We start from the raw sequence: 19,512 nt of genomic DNA, 5'->3' as shown, positions 1-19,512 counted from the left end.
CCTTATGCGATCACGATCAGACGACCATGCTCAGCAGCATGATGAAGACGATGGCCACGACCGAGATCAGCGTTTCCATCACCGTCCAGGTCTTGAAGGTCTCGGCCACCGTCATGTTGAAGTATTGCTTGACCAGCCAGAAGCCCGCGTCGTTGACGTGCGAAAGGATCAGCGAGCCCGCGCCCGTGGCCAGCACCAGCAGCTCGCGGTTCACGCCCGGCACCATGGTGGCGAGCGGCGCGACGATGCCCGCGCCGGTGATGGTGGCCACGGTGGCCGAGCCCGTGGCGATGCGGATCACCCCCGCCACCAGCCAGGCCAGCAGGATCGGCGAGACCTGCGCCTGCAGCGCCATCTGCCCGATCGCGTTGCCCACGCCGCTGGCCACCAGCATCTGCTTGAAGCCGCCGCCCGCGCCGATGATCAGCACGATGGCCGCGGTGGGCGCCAGGCTGTCGTCCACGAACTTCATGATCTGCTTGCTGGTGAAACCGCGCGCATAGCCGAAGGTGTAGAGCGACAACAAGAGCGCCGCCAGCAGCGCGGTGATCGGGTGGCCGATGAAGTCCAGCCACTGGCGCACGATGTTCTTCTCGTCGAGCGCCACGTCGGCGAAGGTCTTCAGGAGCATCAGCGCCACCGGCAGCAGCACCGTCACCAGCGTGATGCCGAAGCCCGGTAGCTCGCGCGCCTCGGGCTCGCGCGCCAGTTGCGCCAGCAGCTCGGGCGAGGCCTCGCCCGGCACGTACTTCGAGATGAACTTGCCGAAGATCGGGCCCGCGATCATCGCGGTGGGCAGGCCGACGATGAGGCCGTAGAAGATGGTCTTGCCGATGTCGGCGCCGAACACGCCGATGGCCAGCAGCGGCCCCGGGTGCGGCGGCACGAGCCCGTGCACCACCGACAGGCCCGCCAGGAGCGGAATGCCGATGCGGATCAGCGACACGCCGGTGCGCCGCGCCACGATGAACACCAGCGGAATGAGCAGCACGAAGCCGATCTCGAAGAAGAGCGGAATGCCCACCAGGAAGGCGGCGAACATCATGGCCCAGTGCACGCGCTCCTTGCCGAAGGCGTCGATCAGCGTGCGCGCGATGCGGTCGGCACCGCCCGACTCGGCCATCATCTTGCCGAGCATGGTGCCCAGGCCGAGCACGATGCCCACGAAGCCGAGCACGCCGCCGAAGCCGTCCTGGAAGGACTTCATCACCAGGTCCACCGGCATGCCCGAGGTGAGGCCGAGGAAGCCCGCGGCCAGCGTGAGAGCGATGAAGGGGTGGACGCGCCAGCGCGTGATCAAGAGGATGAGCCCGAGGATCGCCACCAGGGCGTCGACGAGCAGGAAAACATCCTTGCTCATTCCGAACATTCCGAACATGTCTTTGTCTCCTGAATCCGGACGCTGCGAGGGTGCCCGGTGGGTAGAACGGCAGCAGGGATAGCGCTATCCCGCACAATCGAAAAAAATCCAGCTTCGGTGCGCTCGGGTTTTTCCGAATCGGCAAAGGGCTGGGACAGCGCTATCCTAGGACAGCGCTGTCCAATCCAATCTTGGTATTAACCCTGAGAAATCGCCCCATGGCCGACGTTCCCGAGCGCCCGCGCTCCCGCTCATCCAGTCAGGTGACCCTCGACGACGTAGCCCGCGTGTCGGGCGTGAGCGCCATCACCGTCTCGCGCGCGCTGCGCGGCGCGCGCAACGTGGCGCCCGACCTGCAGGCCCGGGTGCAGGCGGCGGTCGACGAGCTGGGCTACGTGCCCAACGTGGCGGCGCGCGCCCTCGCCTCGGCGCGCAGCTCCCACGTCGCGGTGCTGGTTCCGTCGCTGACCAACCAGCTCTTCGTGGAACTGCTCGAGGCGGTGCAGAACGCGCTGGCGCCGCACGGCTTCCAGTCGCTCATCGGCGTGACCCATTACGACCCCGCGCAGGAAGAGGCGCTGCTGCGCAGCTACCTCTCGCAGCGGCCGGCCGGCGTGCTGCTGACCGGCTTCGACCGCAGCGCCGCGTCCTTGCGCATGCTCGAGCGCAGCCACGCCCCCTGCGTTCACTTGATGGAAACCTCGGCCGAGCCCGGCATCCACAGCGTGGGCTTCTCGCAGCAGGACGCGGGCCGCGCCATCGTGCAGCACCTGCTCGCGCGCGGCCGCCGCCGCATCGCCTATGCCGCCGGCCAGCTCGACCCGCGGGTCATGCTGCGCCTGGAGGGCTACCGCGAGGCGCTGCGCGCAGCCGGCTGCCACGACCCGGAACTCGAGCTGCTCGTGCCCGGCCCGACCTCCATGGCGCTGGGCGGCCGCCAGTTCGAGGACCTGCTCGCGCGCCACCCCGATGTGGACGCGATCTTCTATTGCAACGACGACCTCGCCCAGGGCGCGCTGCTCGCCGCGCTGCGCACCGGCGTGCCGGTGCCCGGCCGCGTGGCGATCGCCGGCTTCAACGACCTGGGCGGCAGCGACCAGATGCTGCCGCCGCTCACCACCGTGCGCACCCCGCGCCAGGAAATCGGCGAGCGCGCGGCCTCCATGCTGCTCGCGCTGATGCGCAAGGAGACCGTGGCCGAGCGCACGGTGGACCTGGGCTTCGAGCTGATGGTGCGGCAGAGCAGCTGAGCCGGTCGGCGGTCAGTGCGAGACGACGGCGATTCCCTTGAACTGCCCGGCTTTCGCATCCTTCTCGGGCCGTGGGTAGCGCTGCGGCGAGAAGCGGTGCAGCAGCTCCGCCTCCCGGTCGGTGGCGAGCGCGAGGTTGGCCAGCTTCACATGCCCGAAGCCGCGGATCGAGAGCGGCAGCGCCGCGATCTGCGCAGCGAGCTGCTGGTTGGCCGATGAAAGACCGGCAGCCAAATCGTCGAGCCTCTTGTCGAACTGGGCAATGAGCGCGCGCTCCATCCGGCGCTCCTGCGTGTAGCCGAACAGGTCCAAGCCCGTGCCGCGCAGCCGCTTGCCGTGCGCGAGCCACTTCATCGCCGGCAGCATCCATGAGCCCAGGCGGATCTTCTTCGGTGCCTGGCCGTGCGCGGGGCGCGCGAGCAGCGGCGGGGCCATGTGGAATTCGAGCTTCAGGTCGCCCTCGAACTGGTCCTTGAGCTTCTGCAGGAAGGCGCCGTCGGTGTAGAGCCGCGCCACCTCGTACTCATCCTTGTAGCTCATGAGCTTCAGGAGGCTGCGCGCCGCGTTGCGCGTGAAAGGCAGCCGCGCATCCCCGCCCGGCACCGCGGACTCGGCCGCCTGCACCGCGCGAATGCGCTTCTCGAAACGCGCGGCCCACGCGGCGTTCTGGTAACCGGTGAGATGGCGGCGCGCATCGGCGAGCAGCGCGTCCAGCGGGCGTTCGTCGGCCTGCTGCGCCTGCGCTTCCAGGGGCGCGGCGCGCAACTGGTCGAGCGCCGCGGCGTTCCCCGCGGCCAGCCGGCCGAGCGAGAACGCCGACTGGTTGGCCGCCACGGCCACGCCGTTGAGCTCGATCGCATGCATCAGCGCCTCCAGGCTCAGCGGCACCAGGCCGCGCTGCCACGCATAGCCGGTCGCGACGATGTTCGCGGCCAGCGTGTCGCCCAGGAACTCCTCGGCCAGGCTTTGCGCGTCGAAGGTCTCGACCTGCTCCTCGCCGGCGACGAAGCGCATCTTCGCGAGCAGCAGGTCGACATGCAGGTCGGCATCGGGGTTGCGCAGCGACTCGGCCACCGGGATCTCGTGGATGTTCGCGAGCACGCGGGTGCGCCCGTGCCGCACCGTCTGCAGCGCGTCGGGCGAGGCGCCCACCACCACGTCGCACGCCAGGATGGCGTCGGCCTGCTGCGTGTCGATGCGCACCTGGTTCAGCCGCTCGGGCGTGTCGGCCAGCCGCACGAAGCTGAGCACCGAGCCGCCCTTCTGCGCGAAGCCCATGAAGTCGAGCACGCTGGCCGACTTGCCTTCCAGGTGCGCAGCCATCGCGATGACCGCGCCCACCGTCACCACGCCGGTGCCGCCCACGCCGGTCACGAGCAGGTCGTAGGGGCCGGTCCACGCATGCGGCGCGGGATGCGCGAGCGCGGCCACGCGGTGCAGGAAGGCATCGCGCCCCGCGGCCAGCGCCCCGCTCTTGCGGCGCAGCTTGCCGCCGGTGACGCCCACGAAGCTCGGGCAGAAGCCCTTGGCGCAGGAATAGTCCTTGTTGCAGCTGGTCTGGTCGATCTTTCGCTTGCGGCCCATCGGCGTCTCGTGCGGCAGCACGGCCACGCAGTTGCTCTGCACGGTGCAGTCGCCGCAGCCTTCGCACACCGCCTCGTTGATGTAGAGGCGCTTGGGCGGGTCGGCCAGCTCGCCCTTCTTGCGGCGGCGGCGCTTCTCGGCGGCGCAGGTCTGCTCGTAGATGAGCACGGTCACGCCGGGCATCTCGCGCAGGCGCCGCTGCACCTCGTCGAGCGCGGCGCGGTCGTGGAACTCGGTGCCGTGCGGAAAGCGATTCCTGATGGCGTCGTATTTGTCGATGGCATCGCTCACGACCACCACCTGCGTCACGCCCTCGGACTCCACCTGCCGCGCGATCGCGTCCACGCTGATGACGCCGTCCACCGGCTGCCCGCCGGTCATGGCGACCGCATCGTTGAAGAGGATCTTGTAGGTGAGCGTGGCCTTGGCCGCGACCGCCTGGCGGATCGCGAGGTAGCCCGAGTGGTAATAGGTGCCGTCGCCCAGGTTCTGGAACACGTGCGGCGTCTTGGTGAACATGGCGTGCGAAATCCAGTCGACGCCCTCGCCGCCCATCTGGATCAGGCCCGCGGTGCTGCGGTCCATCCAGTTGGCCATGAAGTGGCAGCCGATGCCCGCGCGCGCCGTCGATCCCTCGGGCACCTTGGTGCTGGTGTTGTGCGGGCAGCCGGCGCAGAAGTACGGCAGGCGCTTGACGGCGTCGCTCGCGTTGCCCAGCAGCTCGGGCGGCGTGAAGTCGCGCACATGCTGCAGGTGGTCGCCCAGGTCGTGGTTCTCCGGAAAGTGCACGGCCAGCCAGTGCGCGACCAGTTCGATGAGGCGCGAAGGCCGCAGCTCGCCGAGCGCGGACACCAGCGGCTGGCCCTCGCGGTCGTGCTTGCCCACGAGCACGGGGCGCGCATCGGGGGGCGCGTTGTAGAAGATGTCGCGCAGCTGCGTCTCGACCACCGCGCCCTTCTCTTCCACCACCAGGATCTCGTCGAGCCCCTGCGCGAATTCCTTCAGGCGCGTCTGCTCGAGCGGAAAGCTCAGGCCCACCTTGTAGAGCCGCACGCCGGCGCGCGCGAGCTGTTCGGGCGAGAGTTCGAGACGCCGCAGCACCTCCATCAGGTCGTGGTGCGCCTTGCCGCAGGTCACGATGCCCACCTTGGCGTGCGGGCTCACGATGACGTGGCGGTCGATGCTGTTGCGTTTCGTGAAAGCGGCCACCGCGGCGAGCTTGTCTTCCAGCCGCGATTCGATGCGCAGCGACGGCAGGTCGGGCCAGCGGTAGTGCAGCCCGTCGGGCGGCGCGGCGTGGCCGGTGGCGGCGCGCACGGCATCGGCGTCTTCCCAGGCGGCCACGCGCGCATGCACCGCATCGAGGTCCACGGTGCCGGCGCTCTCGACGATCTCGGACAGCGCCGCCATGCCGACCCACGCGCCCGAATAGCGCGAGAGTTCGTAGCCGTACAGGCCGAACTCCAGGTACTCGGCCACGCTCGCAGGCTGCATCACCGGCATGCGCCAGGCCATGAAGGCGTGGTCGCTCTGGTGCGGCATCGACGACGACACGCAGCCGTGGTCGTCGCCCGCCACCACCAGCACGCCGCCGTGCGGCGACGAACCGTAGGCATTGCCGTGCTTGAGCGCATCGCCCGCGCGGTCCACGCCCGGCCCCTTGCCGTACCACATGGCAAAGACGCCCTCGACGGTGCGCTCGGGGTCGGACTCCACCCGCTGCGTGCCCAGCACCTGCGTGGCCGCGAGCTCCTCGTTCACGGCGGGCACGAAGCGGATGCCGGTCTGCCTGAAACGCTCGCCCGCCTTCCAGATGGCCTGGTCGACCATGCCCAGCGGCGAGCCGCGGTAGCCGCTCACGAAGCCCTGCGTGCGAAGGCCGCGTGCCGCGTCGCGCTGTTTCTGCATCGCCAGGATGCGGATCAGCGCCTGCGTGCCGGTGATGAAGACCGAGCCGGCATCGGCCCAGAGGTTGTCGGAAAGCTGGTAGCCGTGCCGTCGCAGCGCGGTCGTCTCATAGGGGGCATTCATGCCCGGAATTGTTCTGCCGCACCCCGAGTAAGTGTTTCTTCAATACACTGGCGCAGACCCTTATTTGAAGAAGAATCCTCTCGGAAATCGCGATGAACGTTGATTCTGTTTCTCTTGACGAGCATTGCCTCAAGATCCTTTCTGCGCTGCAGCACGACGGGCGGCAGACGGTGCAGCAGATCTCGGAAGCCGTGGGGCTCTCGCCCACGCCGTGCTGGAAGCGCATCAAGGACATGGAGGCGGCCGGCGTGATCCGCGGCTACACCACGCGCGTCGACCCCGAACTGGTGGGCCTGCACGTCTCGGCCGTGGCAGAGGTGAACCTCGATCGCCACAGCGAGGCGATGGTGCAGCGCTTCGAGGAGGTGGTGGCGGCGAGCCCTCAGATCATCCGCTGCGTTTCAGCCACCGGTCCGGCGGACTACATCCTCAACGTGACGGTGCCGGACATGAAGCACTACGAGCGCTTCCTGCACGAGGTGCTCTTCAGCCTGCCGGGCGTGACGCACGTGCGCTCGAGCATCGTGCTGCGAGAGATCAAGTCGGAAGGTGCGCTGCCGCTCGGCCACCTGATGGGCGCCAAGTCGGGGACGACGCCTTCGCGGCGCTGAGGCGCGGTCCGGCCAATCGCGCGCTGCCCGGGCAGCCGTCACGGCAGGCCGGGCGCTCCCCGGCTCAGTAGTCGTACCGGCGGGAACGGTCGAACGCCAGGAGCAAGCCGGCGAGCAGTGCGCCGCCCGCTGCGGCGATCAGCACCGCCTTCACCGGCTCGGCCTCGATCTGCTTCACGCAGGAGGCCTCCCAGCCGGCGGCGCGCTCCCTGAGTCCCGCGATCTTCTTGCCGGCTTCGTCCAGCGCGCCGCGGGCGTAGGCCTTGCCGGTCGCGGCCGCGTCCGAGGCGACGTCCTTCGCATCGGCGGCGATGCCGCGCGCGGTGTCCAGCGCCTCGCCGGCCGTCGCCTTCGCATCCGCGGCGCTCGAGCGCAAGGCGCGGGCGGTGTCGCCGGCAATCGTCTTCGCCTCGTCGGCGAGTCCGCTGGCTGCCGCCGATGCGTCTCGGCCGGCCTGGCGTGCTTCATCTGCAAGTTGGGAGGGGGTCTTCGCGTCGTCTGCCATGGCGGTCTTTCAAAAGGAGCAACTCGGGTTTGCGGAGCAGCTATTTGGGGGACGCGCCCGGCGCCGGGGTGTCGGGGGGAACGGGCATCTCTTGTAGGCAAAAGCAAGCCCCGGGCAATGCCGGCTCGCGCTGCCACGCACGGGCGTACGCCGGCCTGACGGCATCACTGCCTACCCCGGCTCGCGCAAGGCACCGACTCAAGCCCATGTGCGCCGGCGAAAGATTTCCAGCACCACAACAAGGAGCAGCCATGGCCCAGTACGGCGTCAATTCACCCGTCGGCGTGATCGAAGGATCGACCAGCCAGAGCGGTGTTTCCTGGGGGGCGATATTTGCCGGCGCCGCAGGCGCGGCATCGCTGTCGCTCATTCTTCTCCTGCTCGGCACGGGCCTGGGCATGTCGTCGATCAGCCCCTGGGCCAGCCAGGGCGCGAGCGCCACCGCCATCGGCGTCGCGACCATCCTGTGGCTCACCTTCACGCAGATCGCCGCCTCGGGCATGGGCGGCTACCTGGCCGGCCGGCTGCGCACCAAGTGGGCCGGCGTGCACACCGACGAGGTCTACTTCCGCGACACGGCACACGGCTTCCTGGCCTGGTCGGTGGCGACGCTGCTGACGGCGGCGCTGCTCAGTTCGGTCGTGGGCTCGATCATCGGCGCCGGGGCGCAAGCGGGCGCCACGGTGGCCGGCGGTGCGGCGACGGCGGCGACCGCTGCGGGTGCCGCAGGGGCCGGCGCTGCCGCGACCGGATCGTCATCGGATGCCGGCGCGGGTCCGACGAGCTACTTCATCGACTCGCTGTTCCGCCGCGATGCAGCCGCCGCGCCCGCCGTCCCGGGCGATGCCACCGCCGCGCCTGGTGCGCCCGCCACGCCCGCCACGCCCGCTGCGCCCGCTACACCCGCGACGGCGCCCGATCGCCCGGCCGCCGCGACCAATGCGGAAGTCAGCCGCATCTTCCTCAACAGCATCCGCATCGGCGCACTGCCGCCTGAAGACGCGCGGTACGTGGGCCAGGTCGTCGCACAGCGCACGGGCCTCAGCCAGCAGGACGCTGAAAAGCGGGTGAACGACACCTACGCGAAGGCCCAGGCCGCCCTCAAGGACGCACAAGCGAAGGCGAAGGAGGCCGCCGATGCGGCGCGCAAGGCCTCGGCCTATGGCTCGCTGTGGCTGGTGATCTCGATGCTGATCGGCGCCTTCGTCGCGAGCTTCGCAGCCACCTACGGCGGCCGCCGGCGCGATCTCTGAACGTCATCCAACCACTTCATCCAAGGAGATTTCCATGCGATCACTTCTGCTGCTTTTTCTTGGCGTACCTATCCCGGTGATCATCCTGATCGCGTTGTTCTTTCATTGAGCCGGCACCCGGCACCTCCTTCACAGCAACCAGGAAATTGAGATGAGCAACAGACCAGCAACCGGCTCCGGCGACGGAACCCGTCCGGCCACCAGCGGCGGCGTGGACAACATGGGCGGCGGCGAAAGCTTCTCCGGCAGGAAGACCGCGGCAGGCGAGGACGTTTCCGGTCCCGCGCCCACCGAGCGGATGCAGGACAAGCGAAAGGACGTCGAGGCCACGAAGGAGGACGACTCCGCCGCCTTCGGGCTCAACGAAGGCCTGACGCCCGAAAGCAACCGCGAGCCATCCGAAGCCGCACCGCCTCCCCGCCCCGACTCCCGCGAGGAAGCCATCCGCCGCGCCGCCTACGACGCTTACCTGCGCCGCGGCGGCGAAGCGGGACACGAGACCGAGGACTGGCTCGAGGCCGAGGCGGAAGTCGACCGCCAGGCCGGCGGCAAGCCCTGACCGCCGGGCGCCCAGGCACCGGGACATGCCGTTATCAGGCGCCGGAATACAAGACAGTTCAGCTTTGTCCGACGCCGGCCCTCGCCCGAATCCCCAAGACTCCTGCCTTCAACAAATCGCACCCACCGGAGGACAGAGAGATGAGCAGCCGTGATCAACGAGGTCATCAGCAACCACAACCGCCGCGCGGGGAGTTCTGGCTCCTGGTCGCCGTGGCGGTCCTGATCGCCACCATTGCGCTGTTGCACCTGGCCGTACAACGCGAGCGCGCCGCCGGCTCCGGCGCCCTCGACTTCCAGCTTCTCTCCGGGTCGCCGGCGGGCAGCCACATCGAGGCGATGCGCGAGCCGCGCGAATTCAGATGACGCGATCGATCCGCCCCGACGCCAAGAGCATCTCCACGCCCACGCCGGCCGCGGCGAAGGCGTGGGCCGATCACCTCGGGTGCTCGGTCGCCGAGCTCAGGATTGCAGTGCGTGCCGTCGGGAACTCGGTGGAACGCGTGCAGGCCTACCTCGAGGCACTCAAGAGAAGAGACAGCGCCGCGCCGGACGATCACACCCCCGCCGCTGCCTCTGCTGGCAGCCTCGGCCAGCCGTCGAACGGCCACGCCGCAGCGCCATGAGCGCAGACGGGCACGGCGTCCTGCGCCGGATCGCGGTCCACGTGGAGGAAACACGGTCCGGATTCGAGTGGGTGCTAAGCGAAGCCGACGACGACGAGGACGACGAGAACGAAGGGCCGTGGCGGTCCCTGAAGCGCGCCCGCAAGGCGGTCGAGACCTACCAGGCGTCGATGGCGGACGGCCTCCTCGCGCTTCAATCGCTCATCGACGACCTGGACACCGGACCGCGGCGATCGGCCGATGTCGAACCCGAATCGAAACCCGTGCGAGCCGGCAGGCAGCCTGCCCGCAAGGCATCGAAAGCCGAGGGCGAAACCTCCCGCGCGAAGGCACGGACGGGCAGCGCGTTCGGATTCGGCTTGATGAAGTAGCGCGCAGGTATCGCGCAGGAGAGGCTCCCCGGGTGCTGGCCCTTGCCGGGCCCGTTCACTTTTTTTGTTGAGGAAAGAACCACCATGGCCACAGGCAGCAGAACCCTCTGGAAAGGCGCGATCACCTTCGGGCTGGTTCACATCCCGGTGGGCTTGCACACGGCGAGCTCCGAGCAGGGCATCGATTTCGACTGGCTCGACAAGCGCAGCATGGACCCGGTGGGCTACAAGCGCATCAACAAGAAGACGGGCAAGGAGATCGACAAGGACAACATCGTCAAGGGCTTCCAGTACGAGGACGGCAAATACGTGGTGATCTCGCCCGACGAGATCGAGGCGGTGTATCCGCGCACCACGCAGACCATCGAGATCCAGCGTTTCATCGACGCCAACGAGATTCCCTTCGTGTACCTGGAGCGGCCCTACTACGTGGCGCCGGTCAACAAGGGGCAGAAGGTCTACGCGCTGCTTCGCGAAGTGCTCGTCAAGACCGGCAAGGTCGGGCTGGCCAAGGTGGTGATCTCCACCAAGCAGCACCTCGCGGTGCTGGTGCCTTCGGGCAAGGCCTTGGTGCTGAACCTGCTGCGATGGGGCGACGAGGTCAAGCCGCTGGAGGGCCTGGACCTGCCCGCCGCCGGGGTCAAGGGCGCGAAGATCACCGCCGCGGAAATGAAGATGGCCGAGCAACTGGTCGGCGACATGTCGGGCAAATGGGAGCCCGAAGACTTCACCGACGAGTTCAAGCACGCGGTGATGAAGATCGTGCAGAAGAAGGTGAAGGCCGGCGACACCGAAACCGTGATCCAGCCGGAGGAAGAAGCGCCGGAAGAAAGCTCCAACGTGATCGATCTCACCGAGTTGCTCAAGCGCAGCCTGAAAGGCGGGAAGGCCGCCAAGGCGAGTGCCCCGGCGAGCAAGAAGCGCGGCACCGGCTCCACGGCCAAGTCAGGGGCAACCGCGCGCAAGGCGGCCTCGAAGAAGACCGTCGCCAGGAAGGCGGCATAAAGGCCCGCATCACCCGATGGCGACCAGCCCTCCTGCGCGGTCGCCGGCATCGCGCCCGGGAACCAGGAAGTGAAAACACCCGCCGATCTTTCGCAGTCGTTGCGCGGGGTGTCGCAGTCGATCGGACTGTCGCGCCATGCGATCGGCAAGCTCATCGAGCTCGGCTTCGTGGCGCCGGTGAAAGCGCAGGGCAAGGTCTGGAAGTTCTCCTTCCAGGATCTCGTCGTCCTTCGGTCCGCGCATGAGTTGCGCGCGGCGCGCATTCCGACGCGGCAGATTCTCAAGGCGCTGCGCCAGCTGAGGGCCACGGTGCCCGAGGCGCAGCCGCTGCAGGGCATGCGGATCACCGCCGAGGGCGACCGCGTGACCGTCAGGTTCGGCGACGCGAAATGGGAGCCGCAGACCGGGCAATTCGTGCTCGATCTGCAGATCGCTTCAGGCGACGAGAGCGCATTGCGCTTCTTTCCCCGGCCGCAGCAGGTCGTCGATGCCGCAGCGCTCGATGCACGCTTCGCCGAGGCCGAGGCGCTGGAGGAGACCAGCCCCGAAGCTGCGGAGGCGCTGTACCGGCGCATCCTGGAAGACGACCCCACGTACGCCCATGCATACCTGAACCTCGGCTTCATGCTGTGCGAATCCGGCCGGTGCGAGGTGGCCGCAGCGCTCTACGAAGACGGGTTGCGCTTCTGTGCCGACGATCCGCTGATGCATTTCAACCAGGCCGTGGCGCTCGAAGGAATGGGCGACGTCGACGGAGCCCTTGCGGGCTACGAAGAGGCGCTGCAGCTGCAGCCGGGCCTCCTCGATGCGCACCGCAATGCGGCCCTGCTCTATGCCGAGACCGGGAGGAAGCAGATGGCGATACGGCACTTCAGCGCGTTCAAGCGACTCACGGCGGAGCCCAAGCCGGAGTAGCGCTCCCAGGCAGTCCCAACCAAAGACGCGATCGCGAGCCAAAGAGGCCCTGGCTCGATGTACACCATCCAATAAACATCCATCCACCATCCATATGGATGGTGTTAGGATGCCTAATGCCATCCAAGACCACTGCCCCGCTGCCGGTTGCCATCAAGACGCCCGAGTCCGAGAAGATCACCATCAACATGGGCTTCGTCGACCTCGGGCATGTCGACCTGCTGGTGGCCGAAGGTTTCTATTCGAATCGCACGGACTTCATCCGCACGGCGATCCGCACCCACCTGGCAACCCATGCCGACGTGCTGCGCCAGGCGGCATCGCGAAAGATGCTGGTGCTGGGGCTGCAAAGCTTCTCGGCGGCAGACCTGGAAGCCGTTCGCGCCGCGGGCGAGACGCTCCAGATCCGCGTGCTGGGCCTTGCCGTCATCGCACCCGACGTCAGCGCCGCGCTCGCCAAGGCGACCATCGATTCGCTCACCGTGCTCGGCGCCCTTCACGCGTCACCGGCCGTCAAGGCCGCGCTGGCAGGACGCATCCGCTAACCACCCATCACCTAACCTGGGCCCATCCAATGAATCCACTTTTCGCGGGCCTGATGAACGAGGCCGCCCATCTCACACGCAGCGGCCGGCTGTCCGAGGCCACCGAAGCGATCCAGCGCGCATTGCGCGGTGCAGCCGAACCGAGGCCGGCCTCACCGGCCTCAACGGCCTCGACGGTCGCACCCGACGCGCCGCCGGCCGAGGCGGATGTGATCGACGTCGAGACACGCGTGGTCGAGACCGCGCCCGAAACGAAGGCGCCCTCGCCGCGCGAATCGAACGCCGCCGACCGATGGACCCGGGGCAGCTTCGCGCACCAGGGCCGCACGGTCGACTACATGCTCTTCGTGCCGGCGGACATGCCCGGGCAGCCCGCCGCCGCGCGACCGTTGGTCGTGATGCTCCACGGGTGTACCCAGGGTGCGGCGGACTTCGCGGCGGGCACGCGCATGAACGCCCTCGCACGCGAAGCCGGGGCCATCGTGCTCTACCCCGAACAGGCGCAGCGGGCCAACGGCCAGAAATGCTGGAACTGGTTCAAGTCGCAGCACCAGCAGCGCGGCCGGGGCGAGCCGGCCTTGCTGGCTGCGCTCACCCAGCACGTCACGCAGCAGGAGCATGCAGACCGCCACCGGGTCTACGTGGCGGGCCTGTCGGCCGGCGGCGCGATGGCGGACGTGCTGGGCCATTGCTACCCCGATGTGTACGCGGCGGTCGGGGTGCATTCGGGGCTGCCGCATGGCGCCGCGCACGACATGATGTCGGCGCTGAACGCGATGCGGACCGGCGCGCCGGCCGTTCGGCGCGATGAAGCCGCCACCGCACGCCCGACCATCGTTTTCCACGGGGATGCCGACACGACGGTCCATGCGAACAACGGAATGGCCGTGCTGGCCGGCTCGCCGCCCGGGCCGGCGACCGAAGGCCGGTCACCCTCGGGCCGGCGGTTCACGCGAACGCTCTACCCCGCATTCGCCGGCCGCGGCGATTCCGAGCACTGGCGTCTTCATGCCGCGGGCCATGCGTGGTCGGGTGGCAGCGCGGAAGGCAGCTACACGCAGCCCGATGGCGTCGATGCCAGCCGCGAGATGCTGCGGTTCTTCCTGGCCCATCGACTGGACGACGCTGCCAAGGAGTGACCCGGGGTCCGCGGGATCGCGTCATCCTTGCGGGCCATTTCAGCGCTTGCCTTACGGCGCTCGCGACGATCTCGGCGAAAATCGGCGCCATGTTTCTTCCTCCACCTCATGGCACCGATCGGGCCCAGAGCCTTGCAGCCAGGCTCGGCTGTGCTGTCGGCGAGCTGGAGGAATCCGGGAGCCGCAACAAGCCCGCCCTGCTGGGGAGTGTCTCGGCATCCGCGAGCATCCTCGAGGAGTTCGGCGGAAAGTGGGACCCGACGGAGCGGGTGTACGCCTTCGCCAACTGGCCCATGCTCGAAGCGGCACTGCAGCACATGGCCGAAGCGCGCGAAAAATCCCGCCTGGGATAACAAGGCCCCGCGTTACGCCCTCGCTGGCCGCCCGTGGAAGCCGGCTCCAACTAAGTGATCAGGTGCGCGTAGCTGCGCCGGTTGGCCCGGTAGCAGTCGCACGCCGCGTTCTCCAGCCCTTGGCGGTCCGTGATGGTGATCACCCCTCGGCGGTAATCGATGAGCCGGCGCGTATGCAGCGCCGTCGCGGCATTGGTGATGCCGACCCGGCGCACGCCCAGCATGCGGCCCAGCACTTCATGGGTCAGCGCAAGGTGCGTGGAATGCGCGCAATCCTGCGTCGTCAGCAGCCATCGCGCCAGGCGCTCCTCGATCTGGTGGAAGCGGTTGCACAGGCCCGAACGGCCGAACTCCATCAGGAGCACGCACACGTAGCGGTTGAGGATGCGCTTGAGCATCGTGTTCTGCTCCAGTTCCTGGGCGAACGACTGCGCCGTCAGGCGCCACGCCTTGCCGGCCCCCTGCACCAGCGCCCGCAGCGGCGCGCTCTGCACATCCAGCGACAGCTCGTAGCCCAGGGCGCCCTCGTTGCCCACCATCCCGGTCTGCAGGCCGTCGTGGCCGTCCGCAGTGGACACCAGCGAGACAAAGGCGCTGGTGGGAAAGTGGATGTGATGAATGACATCGCCCGGCTCGTAGAGGATCTGGGCGGTGGCCAGGTGCACGCTGTCGCATCTCTCGAGCAGGTGGGCCCTGTCGGCGAGCGGAAGCGCTTCGAGCAATCGATTGAGGACGGGGCGGATCGGGGCTGATGTCACGGAAACCGCCTGTTGGAGAACGGCAGCGCGGAAATGCGCAAGCGGCGCATTGTTGCTGCCGCCCCTACCCGCGTCTGTGCGCAGGCGTACCAACCGAATGGCTGCGGCCGCCGCCGGATCAGGTTGCCGGCTCGCGGGGCAGCAGCCTATCCGTTTCGCGCTTCACGACTTCATAGCATTCGCACACCTGCTTTTCCAGGCCGAGGCGGTCCAGCACGGTGATGTGGCCTCGCGAATACTTGATGAGGTTCATGCGCTGCAGCTTTCCGGCCGCCTCCGTCACGCCTTCGCGCCGCACACCGAGCATGTTGGCGATCAGCTCCTGCGTCATCACCAGTTCGTTGCCGTGCAGCCGGTCCAGGCTCAGCAGCAGCCAGCGGCACAGCTGCTGCTCCAGCGAGTGATGCCGGTTGCAGACCGCCGTCTGGGACATCTGCGTGATGAGAGACTGCGTGTAGCGCAGCAGCAGGTGCAGCAGGGGGCCGCCGTTGTCGGTCAGCTGCTTGACGTGGCCGGCACTCAGGCGATAGGCATGGCCTGCGCTCTGCACCACCGCGCGGTTGGGCGTGCTGCCCCCGCCCATCAACAGCGAAACGCCCACCATCCCTTCGAACCCGACCACGGCGATCTCGGCCGATTGCCCGTTCTCCAGCACGTACAGCAGCGAGACGATGCAGTCGGTCGGGAAATAGACGTACTGCTGCACGACGCCCGACTCGTAGAGCACCTCGCCCAGCTTCAGCGACACCAGTTCGAGAAGCGGCGTCAGGCCCTGGAGCACGTCCGCGGGCATGACCTGCAGGAGACCGTTGCGCGCCGCGGCTGGATGCGTTGAAGACGAGGGCGGGGACGATGCCATGGCAGGAGCGGATTCCAAAGTGCACATCATTTTGGGGCCGATGCCTTGCCGTCTGTGCGGTGCCGCACACAGGCGCGAGGTCTTTCCGCATGCCAGTGTGCGCTGGCGAACAGTGCAACCGGTGCTGTGGAGGTAGTGTGGGCCGCACGCCTCCCTCGATTGGAGAACGCCATGGCAGCCCTGAAGAGCAGGTTCAGCCCATCACCCCGACCTGGTGCGGCGATGCGACAGGAGGTGAGGCGGGAGGGACGATTCGCGAACGATCGAAGGGAATCCAGATGCCGATGACATTGCTCAGTCGTCTTTGCTGCGCGCAGCTCCCCTTGACGATCGACGACCCGAGCGACATAGAAAAGTGCGACGTGCTCCGCACCGCGCAGCTGATCGAGGCAGACCTTCCGCCCGTGCGGCACGAGCGAGGACGACCCGTTTATTCGGGACAGGCGACGGTCATGCGCGTCACGGCCAAGGGACTGTCCGCTGCCAGGCAGCGCCAATAGGATTGCGGCCGCAGCCCGGTGCGCGCAAGAATGGGCGCCACCCCAAGGAGCCGCCCACCCATGCGCAGACTGCGATTCCTGACCAGCCGACACCGCGCCCCCTCGACGAACAGGGCGCTGGGCCTCCTGCTGGCCTTCAATGCCGGCGCGGTGAACGCGGGTGGGTTCCTGGTGTTGCACATGTACACCTCGCACATGACCGGGTTCGCGTCGCAACTGGCCGACGGCCTCGTGCGGGGCAACACGCGGCTATTGCTCAATGCGATGGGGGCCGTGCTGGCGTTTCTTTCGGGCGCGGCGGTGTGCGCGGTGCTGGTGAACTGGGGCCGGCAGCATCGCATGCACAGCGTGTACGCGCTGCCGCTCCTGCTCGAAGCCGCGCTGATGTTTCCCTTCGGCCTCATGGGCGCCGTGACGCTCACCTGGGCCACGCCGTTCGCGGTGCCGCTCACCGTGCTGCTGCTGTCCTTCATCATGGGATTGCAGAATGCGGTCGCCTCGAAGACCTCCGGAGGCAGCATCCGGACCACGCACATGACGGGCAACATCACCGACCTCGGAATGGAGATCGGCAAGCTGCTCTACTGGAACGGAAAGACCGAGCACGCGGCCGCGGTCCACCACGACCGCGGCCGCATGCACAGGGCTGCCGGACTGATCGGCATGTTCGTGCTCGGCGGCGTCGTGGGTGCGCTGGGCTTCAAGTACGTCGGCTTCGTGTGCGTGGTGCCGCTGGCCGCGCTGCTGCTGGCGCTGTCGATTCCGCCCTTCATGCGCGACCTGCCGCGCAGCAGGGCCCTGCTGCGCTTTGCGAAGGGCCAGGGGCGCGGATAGTCGAACGGGATCGTCAGGCCGGGCCGGCCCATCGCCAGTTGCGGATCTCGGGCATGTCTTCCCCGTGCCGGGTGATGTAGGCCCGGTGGTCCAGCAACCGGTCGCGCAGGTGCTGCTGCACATGGCCCGCGGTGTCGCGCAGGCGCGGCACGCGGTCGATGGCATCGGCCGCCAGGTGAAAGCGGTCGAGCCGGTTGAGCACCGTCATGTCGAAGGGCGTGGTGGTGGTGCCTTCTTCCAGGTAGCCGTGGACATGGAAGTTGGCATGGTTGCGCCGCTTGTAGGTGAGCCGGTGGATCAACGCCGGATACCCGTGGAACGCGAAGATGACGGGCGCCTCGGTGCTGAAGATCGAATCGAAGACCGCGTCCGGCAGTCCGTGGGGATGGCCCGAAGGCGATTCCAGCGCCATCAGGTCGACCACGTTCACCACGCGCACCTTCAGGTCCGGCAGCAGCGTGCGCAGCAGTTCCACCGCCGCCATCGTCTCCAGCGTCGGCACGTCGCCGGCGCAGGCCATCACCACGTCGGGCGAGACGCCGGCGTCGTTGCTGGCCCAGTCCCAGATGCCCAGGCCCACGCTGCAGTGCCGCTCGGCGGCCGCGATGTCGAGCCACTGCGCCTCGGGCTGCTTGCCGGCCACGATCACGTTGACGTAGTTGCGGCTGCGCAGGCAATGGTCCGCCACCGACAGCAGCGTGTTGGCGTCGGGCGGCAGGTACACGCGCACCACCTCGGCCTTCTTGTTGACCACGTGGTCGATGAAGCCCGGGTCCTGGTGGCTGAAGCCGTTGTGGTCCTGCCGCCAGACGTGGCTGGTGAGCAGGTAGTTCAGCGACGCGATGGGCCGCCGCCAGGGGATGCCTCGCGTCACCTTCAGCCACTTGGCATGCTGGTTGACCATCGAATCGACGATGTGGATGAAGGCCTCGTAGCACGAGAAGAACCCGTGCCGGCCGGTGAGCAGGTAGCCTTCGAGCCAGCCCTGGCAGAGATGCTCGCTGAGCACTTCCATCACGCGGCCGTCGGGCGCCACGTGGTCGTCGCCCGGCAGGATGTCGGCGGTCGACGTGCGGTTGCTCACCTCGAAGACGGCGCCCAGGCGGTTCGAGGCGGTCTCGTCGGGGCCCATCAGCCGGAAGTTGCGGTCGCCTTCGTTCAGCCGCATCACGTCGCGCAGGAATTCGCCCATGACGCGCGTGGCCTCGGCATCGACGGCGCCGGGCCTGGGCACGGCCACCGCGTAGTCGCGGAAGTCCGGCAGCTTGAGGTTCTTGAGCAGCAGGCCGCCGTTGGCGTGCGGGTTGGCGCTCATGCGGCGCTCGGCCCGGGGTGCGAGCGCGGCGATGTCCGCGCGCAACGCGCCGTCGGCATCGAACAGCTCTTCGGGCCTGTAGCTTTGCATCCATTCCTGCAGCAGCGCGATGTGAGCCGGCTTGTCGGCAAAGCCCGTGAGCGGCACCTGGTGGGCGCGCTGCGTGCCCTCGATCGCCACGCCGTCCACCGTCTTCGGGCCGGTCCAGCCCTTGGGTGAACGCAGCACGATCATGGGCCAGCGGTGCCGCGTGCCGAAGCCGTCGGAGCGGGCCTGCACCTGGATCGCCCGGATCGCGTCGAGCGATGCGTCCATGGCCGTCGCCATGAGGCGGTGCATGGCCTCCGGCTCGTGGCCCGAGACGAAGTGCGGCTCGTAGCCGCAGCCGCGCATGAGCTGCGTGAGCTGTTCGTCGCCGATGCGCGCCAGCACGGTCGGGCCGGCGATCTTGTAGCCGTTCAGGTGCAGGATGGGCAGCACGGCGCCGTCGCGCGCCGGGTTCAGGAACTTGTTCGAGTGCCAGCTCGCCGCGAGCGCGCCGGTCTCCGCCTCGCCGTCGCCGATGACGCAGCAGGCCAGGAGGTCCGGGTTGTCGAACACCGCGCCGAACGCATGCAGCAGCGAGTAACCCAGCTCGCCGCCCTCGTGGATCGAGCCCGGCGTTTCGGGCGACACATGGCTCGGGATGCCGCCCGGGAACGAGAACTGCGTGAACAGCCGCTCCAGGCCCAGCGTGTCGCGCGAGATGTGCGGATAGACCTCGGTGTAGGTGCCCTCCAGGTAGGTGCTGGCCACCACGCCCGGCCCGCCGTGGCCCGGGCCGGCGACGAAGATCGCGTCGAGGTCGCGCGCGTTGATCGCGCGGTTCATGTGCGCATAGATGAAGTTCAGGCCCGGCGTGGTGCCCCAATGGCCCAGCAGGCGCGGCTTGATGTGCGCGAGCACGAGCGGCTCGCGCAGCAGCGGGTTGCCCATGAGGTAGATCTGCCCCGCAGACAGGTAGTTGGCGGCACGCCACCAGGCATCCAGCAGGACGAAGCTTTCGGGGGGCGAGTGGGCGGTGGGTGTCATGTGGGGGTTCCGATGAAGCGATGAGGCAATGAGGCATGCGGGCGCTTGCGGAGGCAGGCGTCCTCCTGG

The 19,512-nt window shown here is 68.3% G+C and carries 19 protein-coding genes; 13 read left to right on the top strand and 6 right to left on the bottom strand.

Annotated elements, in window-relative coordinates:
• Nucleotides 1–16 precede the first annotated feature (16 nt).
• Nucleotides 17–1,369, bottom strand: coding sequence for a GntP family permease (locus tag RT97_RS31150; RefSeq protein WP_042582755.1), 1,353 nt, complete (start codon nucleotides 1,367–1,369; stop codon nucleotides 17–19).
• A 209-nt stretch (nucleotides 1,370–1,578) separates the two neighbouring features.
• On the opposite strand from RT97_RS31150, the gene RT97_RS31145 reads away from it, so the two are divergent.
• The gene (locus RT97_RS31145) at nucleotides 1,579–2,610 is read left to right on the top strand and encodes a LacI family DNA-binding transcriptional regulator (RefSeq protein ID WP_042582728.1); all 1,032 of its coding nucleotides are present in this window, start codon (nucleotides 1,579–1,581) and stop codon (nucleotides 2,608–2,610) included.
• A gap of 12 nt (nucleotides 2,611–2,622) precedes the next feature.
• Here the strand turns inward: RT97_RS31145 and RT97_RS31140 are convergent, their stop codons facing one another.
• Nucleotides 2,623–6,225 (bottom strand): indolepyruvate ferredoxin oxidoreductase family protein, encoded by a 3,603-nt coding sequence (locus RT97_RS31140; protein ID WP_042582727.1) that lies wholly within the window; start codon nucleotides 6,223–6,225, stop codon nucleotides 2,623–2,625.
• Nucleotides 6,226–6,317: 92 nt separating this feature from the next.
• On the opposite strand from RT97_RS31140, the gene RT97_RS31135 reads away from it, so the two are divergent.
• The gene (locus RT97_RS31135) at nucleotides 6,318–6,836 is read left to right on the top strand and encodes an Lrp/AsnC family transcriptional regulator (protein WP_042582726.1); all 519 of its coding nucleotides are present in this window, start codon (nucleotides 6,318–6,320) and stop codon (nucleotides 6,834–6,836) included.
• A gap of 64 nt (nucleotides 6,837–6,900) precedes the next feature.
• Here the strand turns inward: RT97_RS31135 and RT97_RS32245 are convergent, their stop codons facing one another.
• Nucleotides 6,901–7,341, bottom strand: coding sequence for a hypothetical protein (locus tag RT97_RS32245; RefSeq protein WP_052810800.1), 441 nt, complete (start codon nucleotides 7,339–7,341; stop codon nucleotides 6,901–6,903).
• 251 nt (nucleotides 7,342–7,592) lie between these two features.
• Between RT97_RS32245 and RT97_RS31125 the strand changes: the two genes are divergently transcribed.
• The 10 genes from RT97_RS31125 to RT97_RS31080 all read left to right on the top strand — a co-directional run bounded on the left by RT97_RS31125 (nucleotide 7,593) and on the right by RT97_RS31080 (nucleotide 14,106).
• Complete coding sequence (locus RT97_RS31125) at nucleotides 7,593–8,594, top strand: hypothetical protein (RefSeq protein ID WP_042582725.1); 1,002 nt, start codon at nucleotides 7,593–7,595, stop codon at nucleotides 8,592–8,594.
• Nucleotides 8,595–8,745: 151 nt separating this feature from the next.
• Nucleotides 8,746–9,153 carry a DUF2934 domain-containing protein gene (locus tag RT97_RS32920; protein ID WP_080898500.1) on the top strand — a complete coding sequence of 136 codons (408 nt, stop codon included), beginning with the start codon at nucleotides 8,746–8,748 and terminating at the stop codon, nucleotides 9,151–9,153.
• Between the two features lie 140 nt (nucleotides 9,154–9,293).
• Nucleotides 9,294–9,518: a hypothetical protein gene (locus RT97_RS31115; protein ID WP_042582724.1), complete on the top strand. Its 225-nt coding sequence runs from the start codon at nucleotides 9,294–9,296 to the stop codon at nucleotides 9,516–9,518.
• Entirely contained in the window at nucleotides 9,515–9,778 is a 264-nt protein-coding gene (locus tag RT97_RS31110) for a DUF3606 domain-containing protein (RefSeq protein WP_042582723.1), read from the top strand. The genes RT97_RS31115 and RT97_RS31110 overlap by 4 nt, the downstream gene beginning before the upstream one ends.
• Entirely contained in the window at nucleotides 9,775–10,149 is a 375-nt protein-coding gene (locus tag RT97_RS32240) for a hypothetical protein (protein WP_052810799.1), read from the top strand. Before RT97_RS31110 ends, RT97_RS32240 begins: the two co-directional genes overlap by 4 nt.
• Nucleotides 10,150–10,233: 84 nt before the next feature.
• A complete protein-coding gene (locus RT97_RS31100; RefSeq protein ID WP_042582722.1) occupies nucleotides 10,234–11,154 on the top strand; it encodes a Ku protein in 921 nt (306 codons plus the stop codon).
• A 69-nt stretch (nucleotides 11,155–11,223) separates the two neighbouring features.
• Entirely contained in the window at nucleotides 11,224–12,069 is an 846-nt protein-coding gene (locus RT97_RS31095) for a tetratricopeptide repeat protein (RefSeq protein ID WP_042582721.1), read from the top strand.
• 116 nt (nucleotides 12,070–12,185) lie between these two features.
• Nucleotides 12,186–12,614 carry a CopG family transcriptional regulator gene (locus RT97_RS31090; protein WP_042582720.1) on the top strand — a complete coding sequence of 143 codons (429 nt, stop codon included), beginning with the start codon at nucleotides 12,186–12,188 and terminating at the stop codon, nucleotides 12,612–12,614.
• A 29-nt stretch (nucleotides 12,615–12,643) separates the two neighbouring features.
• Complete coding sequence (locus RT97_RS31085; RefSeq protein WP_042582719.1) at nucleotides 12,644–13,753, top strand: extracellular catalytic domain type 1 short-chain-length polyhydroxyalkanoate depolymerase; 1,110 nt, start codon at nucleotides 12,644–12,646, stop codon at nucleotides 13,751–13,753.
• The gene (locus tag RT97_RS31080; protein WP_042582718.1) at nucleotides 13,750–14,106 is read left to right on the top strand and encodes a hypothetical protein; all 357 of its coding nucleotides are present in this window, start codon (nucleotides 13,750–13,752) and stop codon (nucleotides 14,104–14,106) included. Before RT97_RS31085 ends, RT97_RS31080 begins: the two co-directional genes overlap by 4 nt.
• Nucleotides 14,107–14,156: 50 nt before the next feature.
• On the opposite strand, the gene RT97_RS31075 is transcribed toward RT97_RS31080, so the two are convergent.
• Together RT97_RS31075 and RT97_RS31070 are read right to left on the bottom strand one after the other, a co-directional pair.
• Nucleotides 14,157–14,864, bottom strand: a complete 708-nt coding sequence (locus RT97_RS31075; protein ID WP_042582717.1) for a Crp/Fnr family transcriptional regulator — start codon at nucleotides 14,862–14,864, stop codon at nucleotides 14,157–14,159.
• 118 nt (nucleotides 14,865–14,982) lie between these two features.
• A complete protein-coding gene (locus RT97_RS31070) occupies nucleotides 14,983–15,723 on the bottom strand; it encodes a Crp/Fnr family transcriptional regulator (RefSeq protein WP_080898499.1) in 741 nt (246 codons plus the stop codon).
• Nucleotides 15,724–16,283: 560 nt separating this feature from the next.
• On the opposite strand from RT97_RS31070, the gene RT97_RS31060 reads away from it, so the two are divergent.
• Nucleotides 16,284–17,057, top strand: a complete 774-nt coding sequence (locus RT97_RS31060) for a YoaK family protein (protein WP_042582714.1) — start codon at nucleotides 16,284–16,286, stop codon at nucleotides 17,055–17,057.
• A gap of 13 nt (nucleotides 17,058–17,070) precedes the next feature.
• On the opposite strand, the gene RT97_RS31055 is transcribed toward RT97_RS31060, so the two are convergent.
• Nucleotides 17,071–19,443, bottom strand: a complete 2,373-nt coding sequence (locus RT97_RS31055; RefSeq protein ID WP_042582713.1) for a phosphoketolase family protein — start codon at nucleotides 19,441–19,443, stop codon at nucleotides 17,071–17,073.
• Nucleotides 19,444–19,512: the final 69 nt, after the last annotated feature.

The sequence above is a fragment of the Variovorax paradoxus genome, from assembly GCF_000834655.1.
GTDB classification, from domain to species: domain Bacteria; phylum Pseudomonadota; class Gammaproteobacteria; order Burkholderiales; family Burkholderiaceae_C; genus Variovorax; species Variovorax paradoxus_F.
This window is presented reverse-complemented; position numbering and strand designations above follow the sequence as displayed.

What these genes read in the sequence shown, in the direction of transcription:
- RT97_RS31150 (WP_042582755.1), bottom strand. Translation starts at nt 1,369, where the DNA reads ATGTTCGGAATGAGCAAGGATGTTTTCCTGCTCGTCGACGCCCTGGTG.
- RT97_RS31145 (WP_042582728.1), top strand. Translation starts at nt 1,579, where the DNA reads ATGGCCGACGTTCCCGAGCGCCCGCGCTCCCGCTCATCCAGTCAGGTG.
- RT97_RS31140 (WP_042582727.1), bottom strand. Translation starts at nt 6,225, where the DNA reads ATGAATGCCCCCTATGAGACGACCGCGCTGCGACGGCACGGCTACCAG.
- RT97_RS31135 (WP_042582726.1), top strand. Translation starts at nt 6,318, where the DNA reads ATGAACGTTGATTCTGTTTCTCTTGACGAGCATTGCCTCAAGATCCTT.
- RT97_RS32245 (WP_052810800.1), bottom strand. Translation starts at nt 7,341, where the DNA reads ATGGCAGACGACGCGAAGACCCCCTCCCAACTTGCAGATGAAGCACGC.
- RT97_RS31125 (WP_042582725.1), top strand. Translation starts at nt 7,593, where the DNA reads ATGGCCCAGTACGGCGTCAATTCACCCGTCGGCGTGATCGAAGGATCG.
- RT97_RS32920 (WP_080898500.1), top strand. Translation starts at nt 8,746, where the DNA reads ATGAGCAACAGACCAGCAACCGGCTCCGGCGACGGAACCCGTCCGGCC.
- RT97_RS31115 (WP_042582724.1), top strand. Translation starts at nt 9,294, where the DNA reads ATGAGCAGCCGTGATCAACGAGGTCATCAGCAACCACAACCGCCGCGC.
- RT97_RS31110 (WP_042582723.1), top strand. Translation starts at nt 9,515, where the DNA reads ATGACGCGATCGATCCGCCCCGACGCCAAGAGCATCTCCACGCCCACG.
- RT97_RS32240 (WP_052810799.1), top strand. Translation starts at nt 9,775, where the DNA reads ATGAGCGCAGACGGGCACGGCGTCCTGCGCCGGATCGCGGTCCACGTG.
- RT97_RS31100 (WP_042582722.1), top strand. Translation starts at nt 10,234, where the DNA reads ATGGCCACAGGCAGCAGAACCCTCTGGAAAGGCGCGATCACCTTCGGG.
- RT97_RS31090 (WP_042582720.1), top strand. Translation starts at nt 12,186, where the DNA reads ATGCCATCCAAGACCACTGCCCCGCTGCCGGTTGCCATCAAGACGCCC.
- RT97_RS31085 (WP_042582719.1), top strand. Translation starts at nt 12,644, where the DNA reads ATGAATCCACTTTTCGCGGGCCTGATGAACGAGGCCGCCCATCTCACA.
- RT97_RS31070 (WP_080898499.1), bottom strand. Translation starts at nt 15,723, where the DNA reads ATGGCATCGTCCCCGCCCTCGTCTTCAACGCATCCAGCCGCGGCGCGC.
- RT97_RS31060 (WP_042582714.1), top strand. Translation starts at nt 16,284, where the DNA reads ATGCGCAGACTGCGATTCCTGACCAGCCGACACCGCGCCCCCTCGACG.
- RT97_RS31055 (WP_042582713.1), bottom strand. Translation starts at nt 19,443, where the DNA reads ATGACACCCACCGCCCACTCGCCCCCCGAAAGCTTCGTCCTGCTGGAT.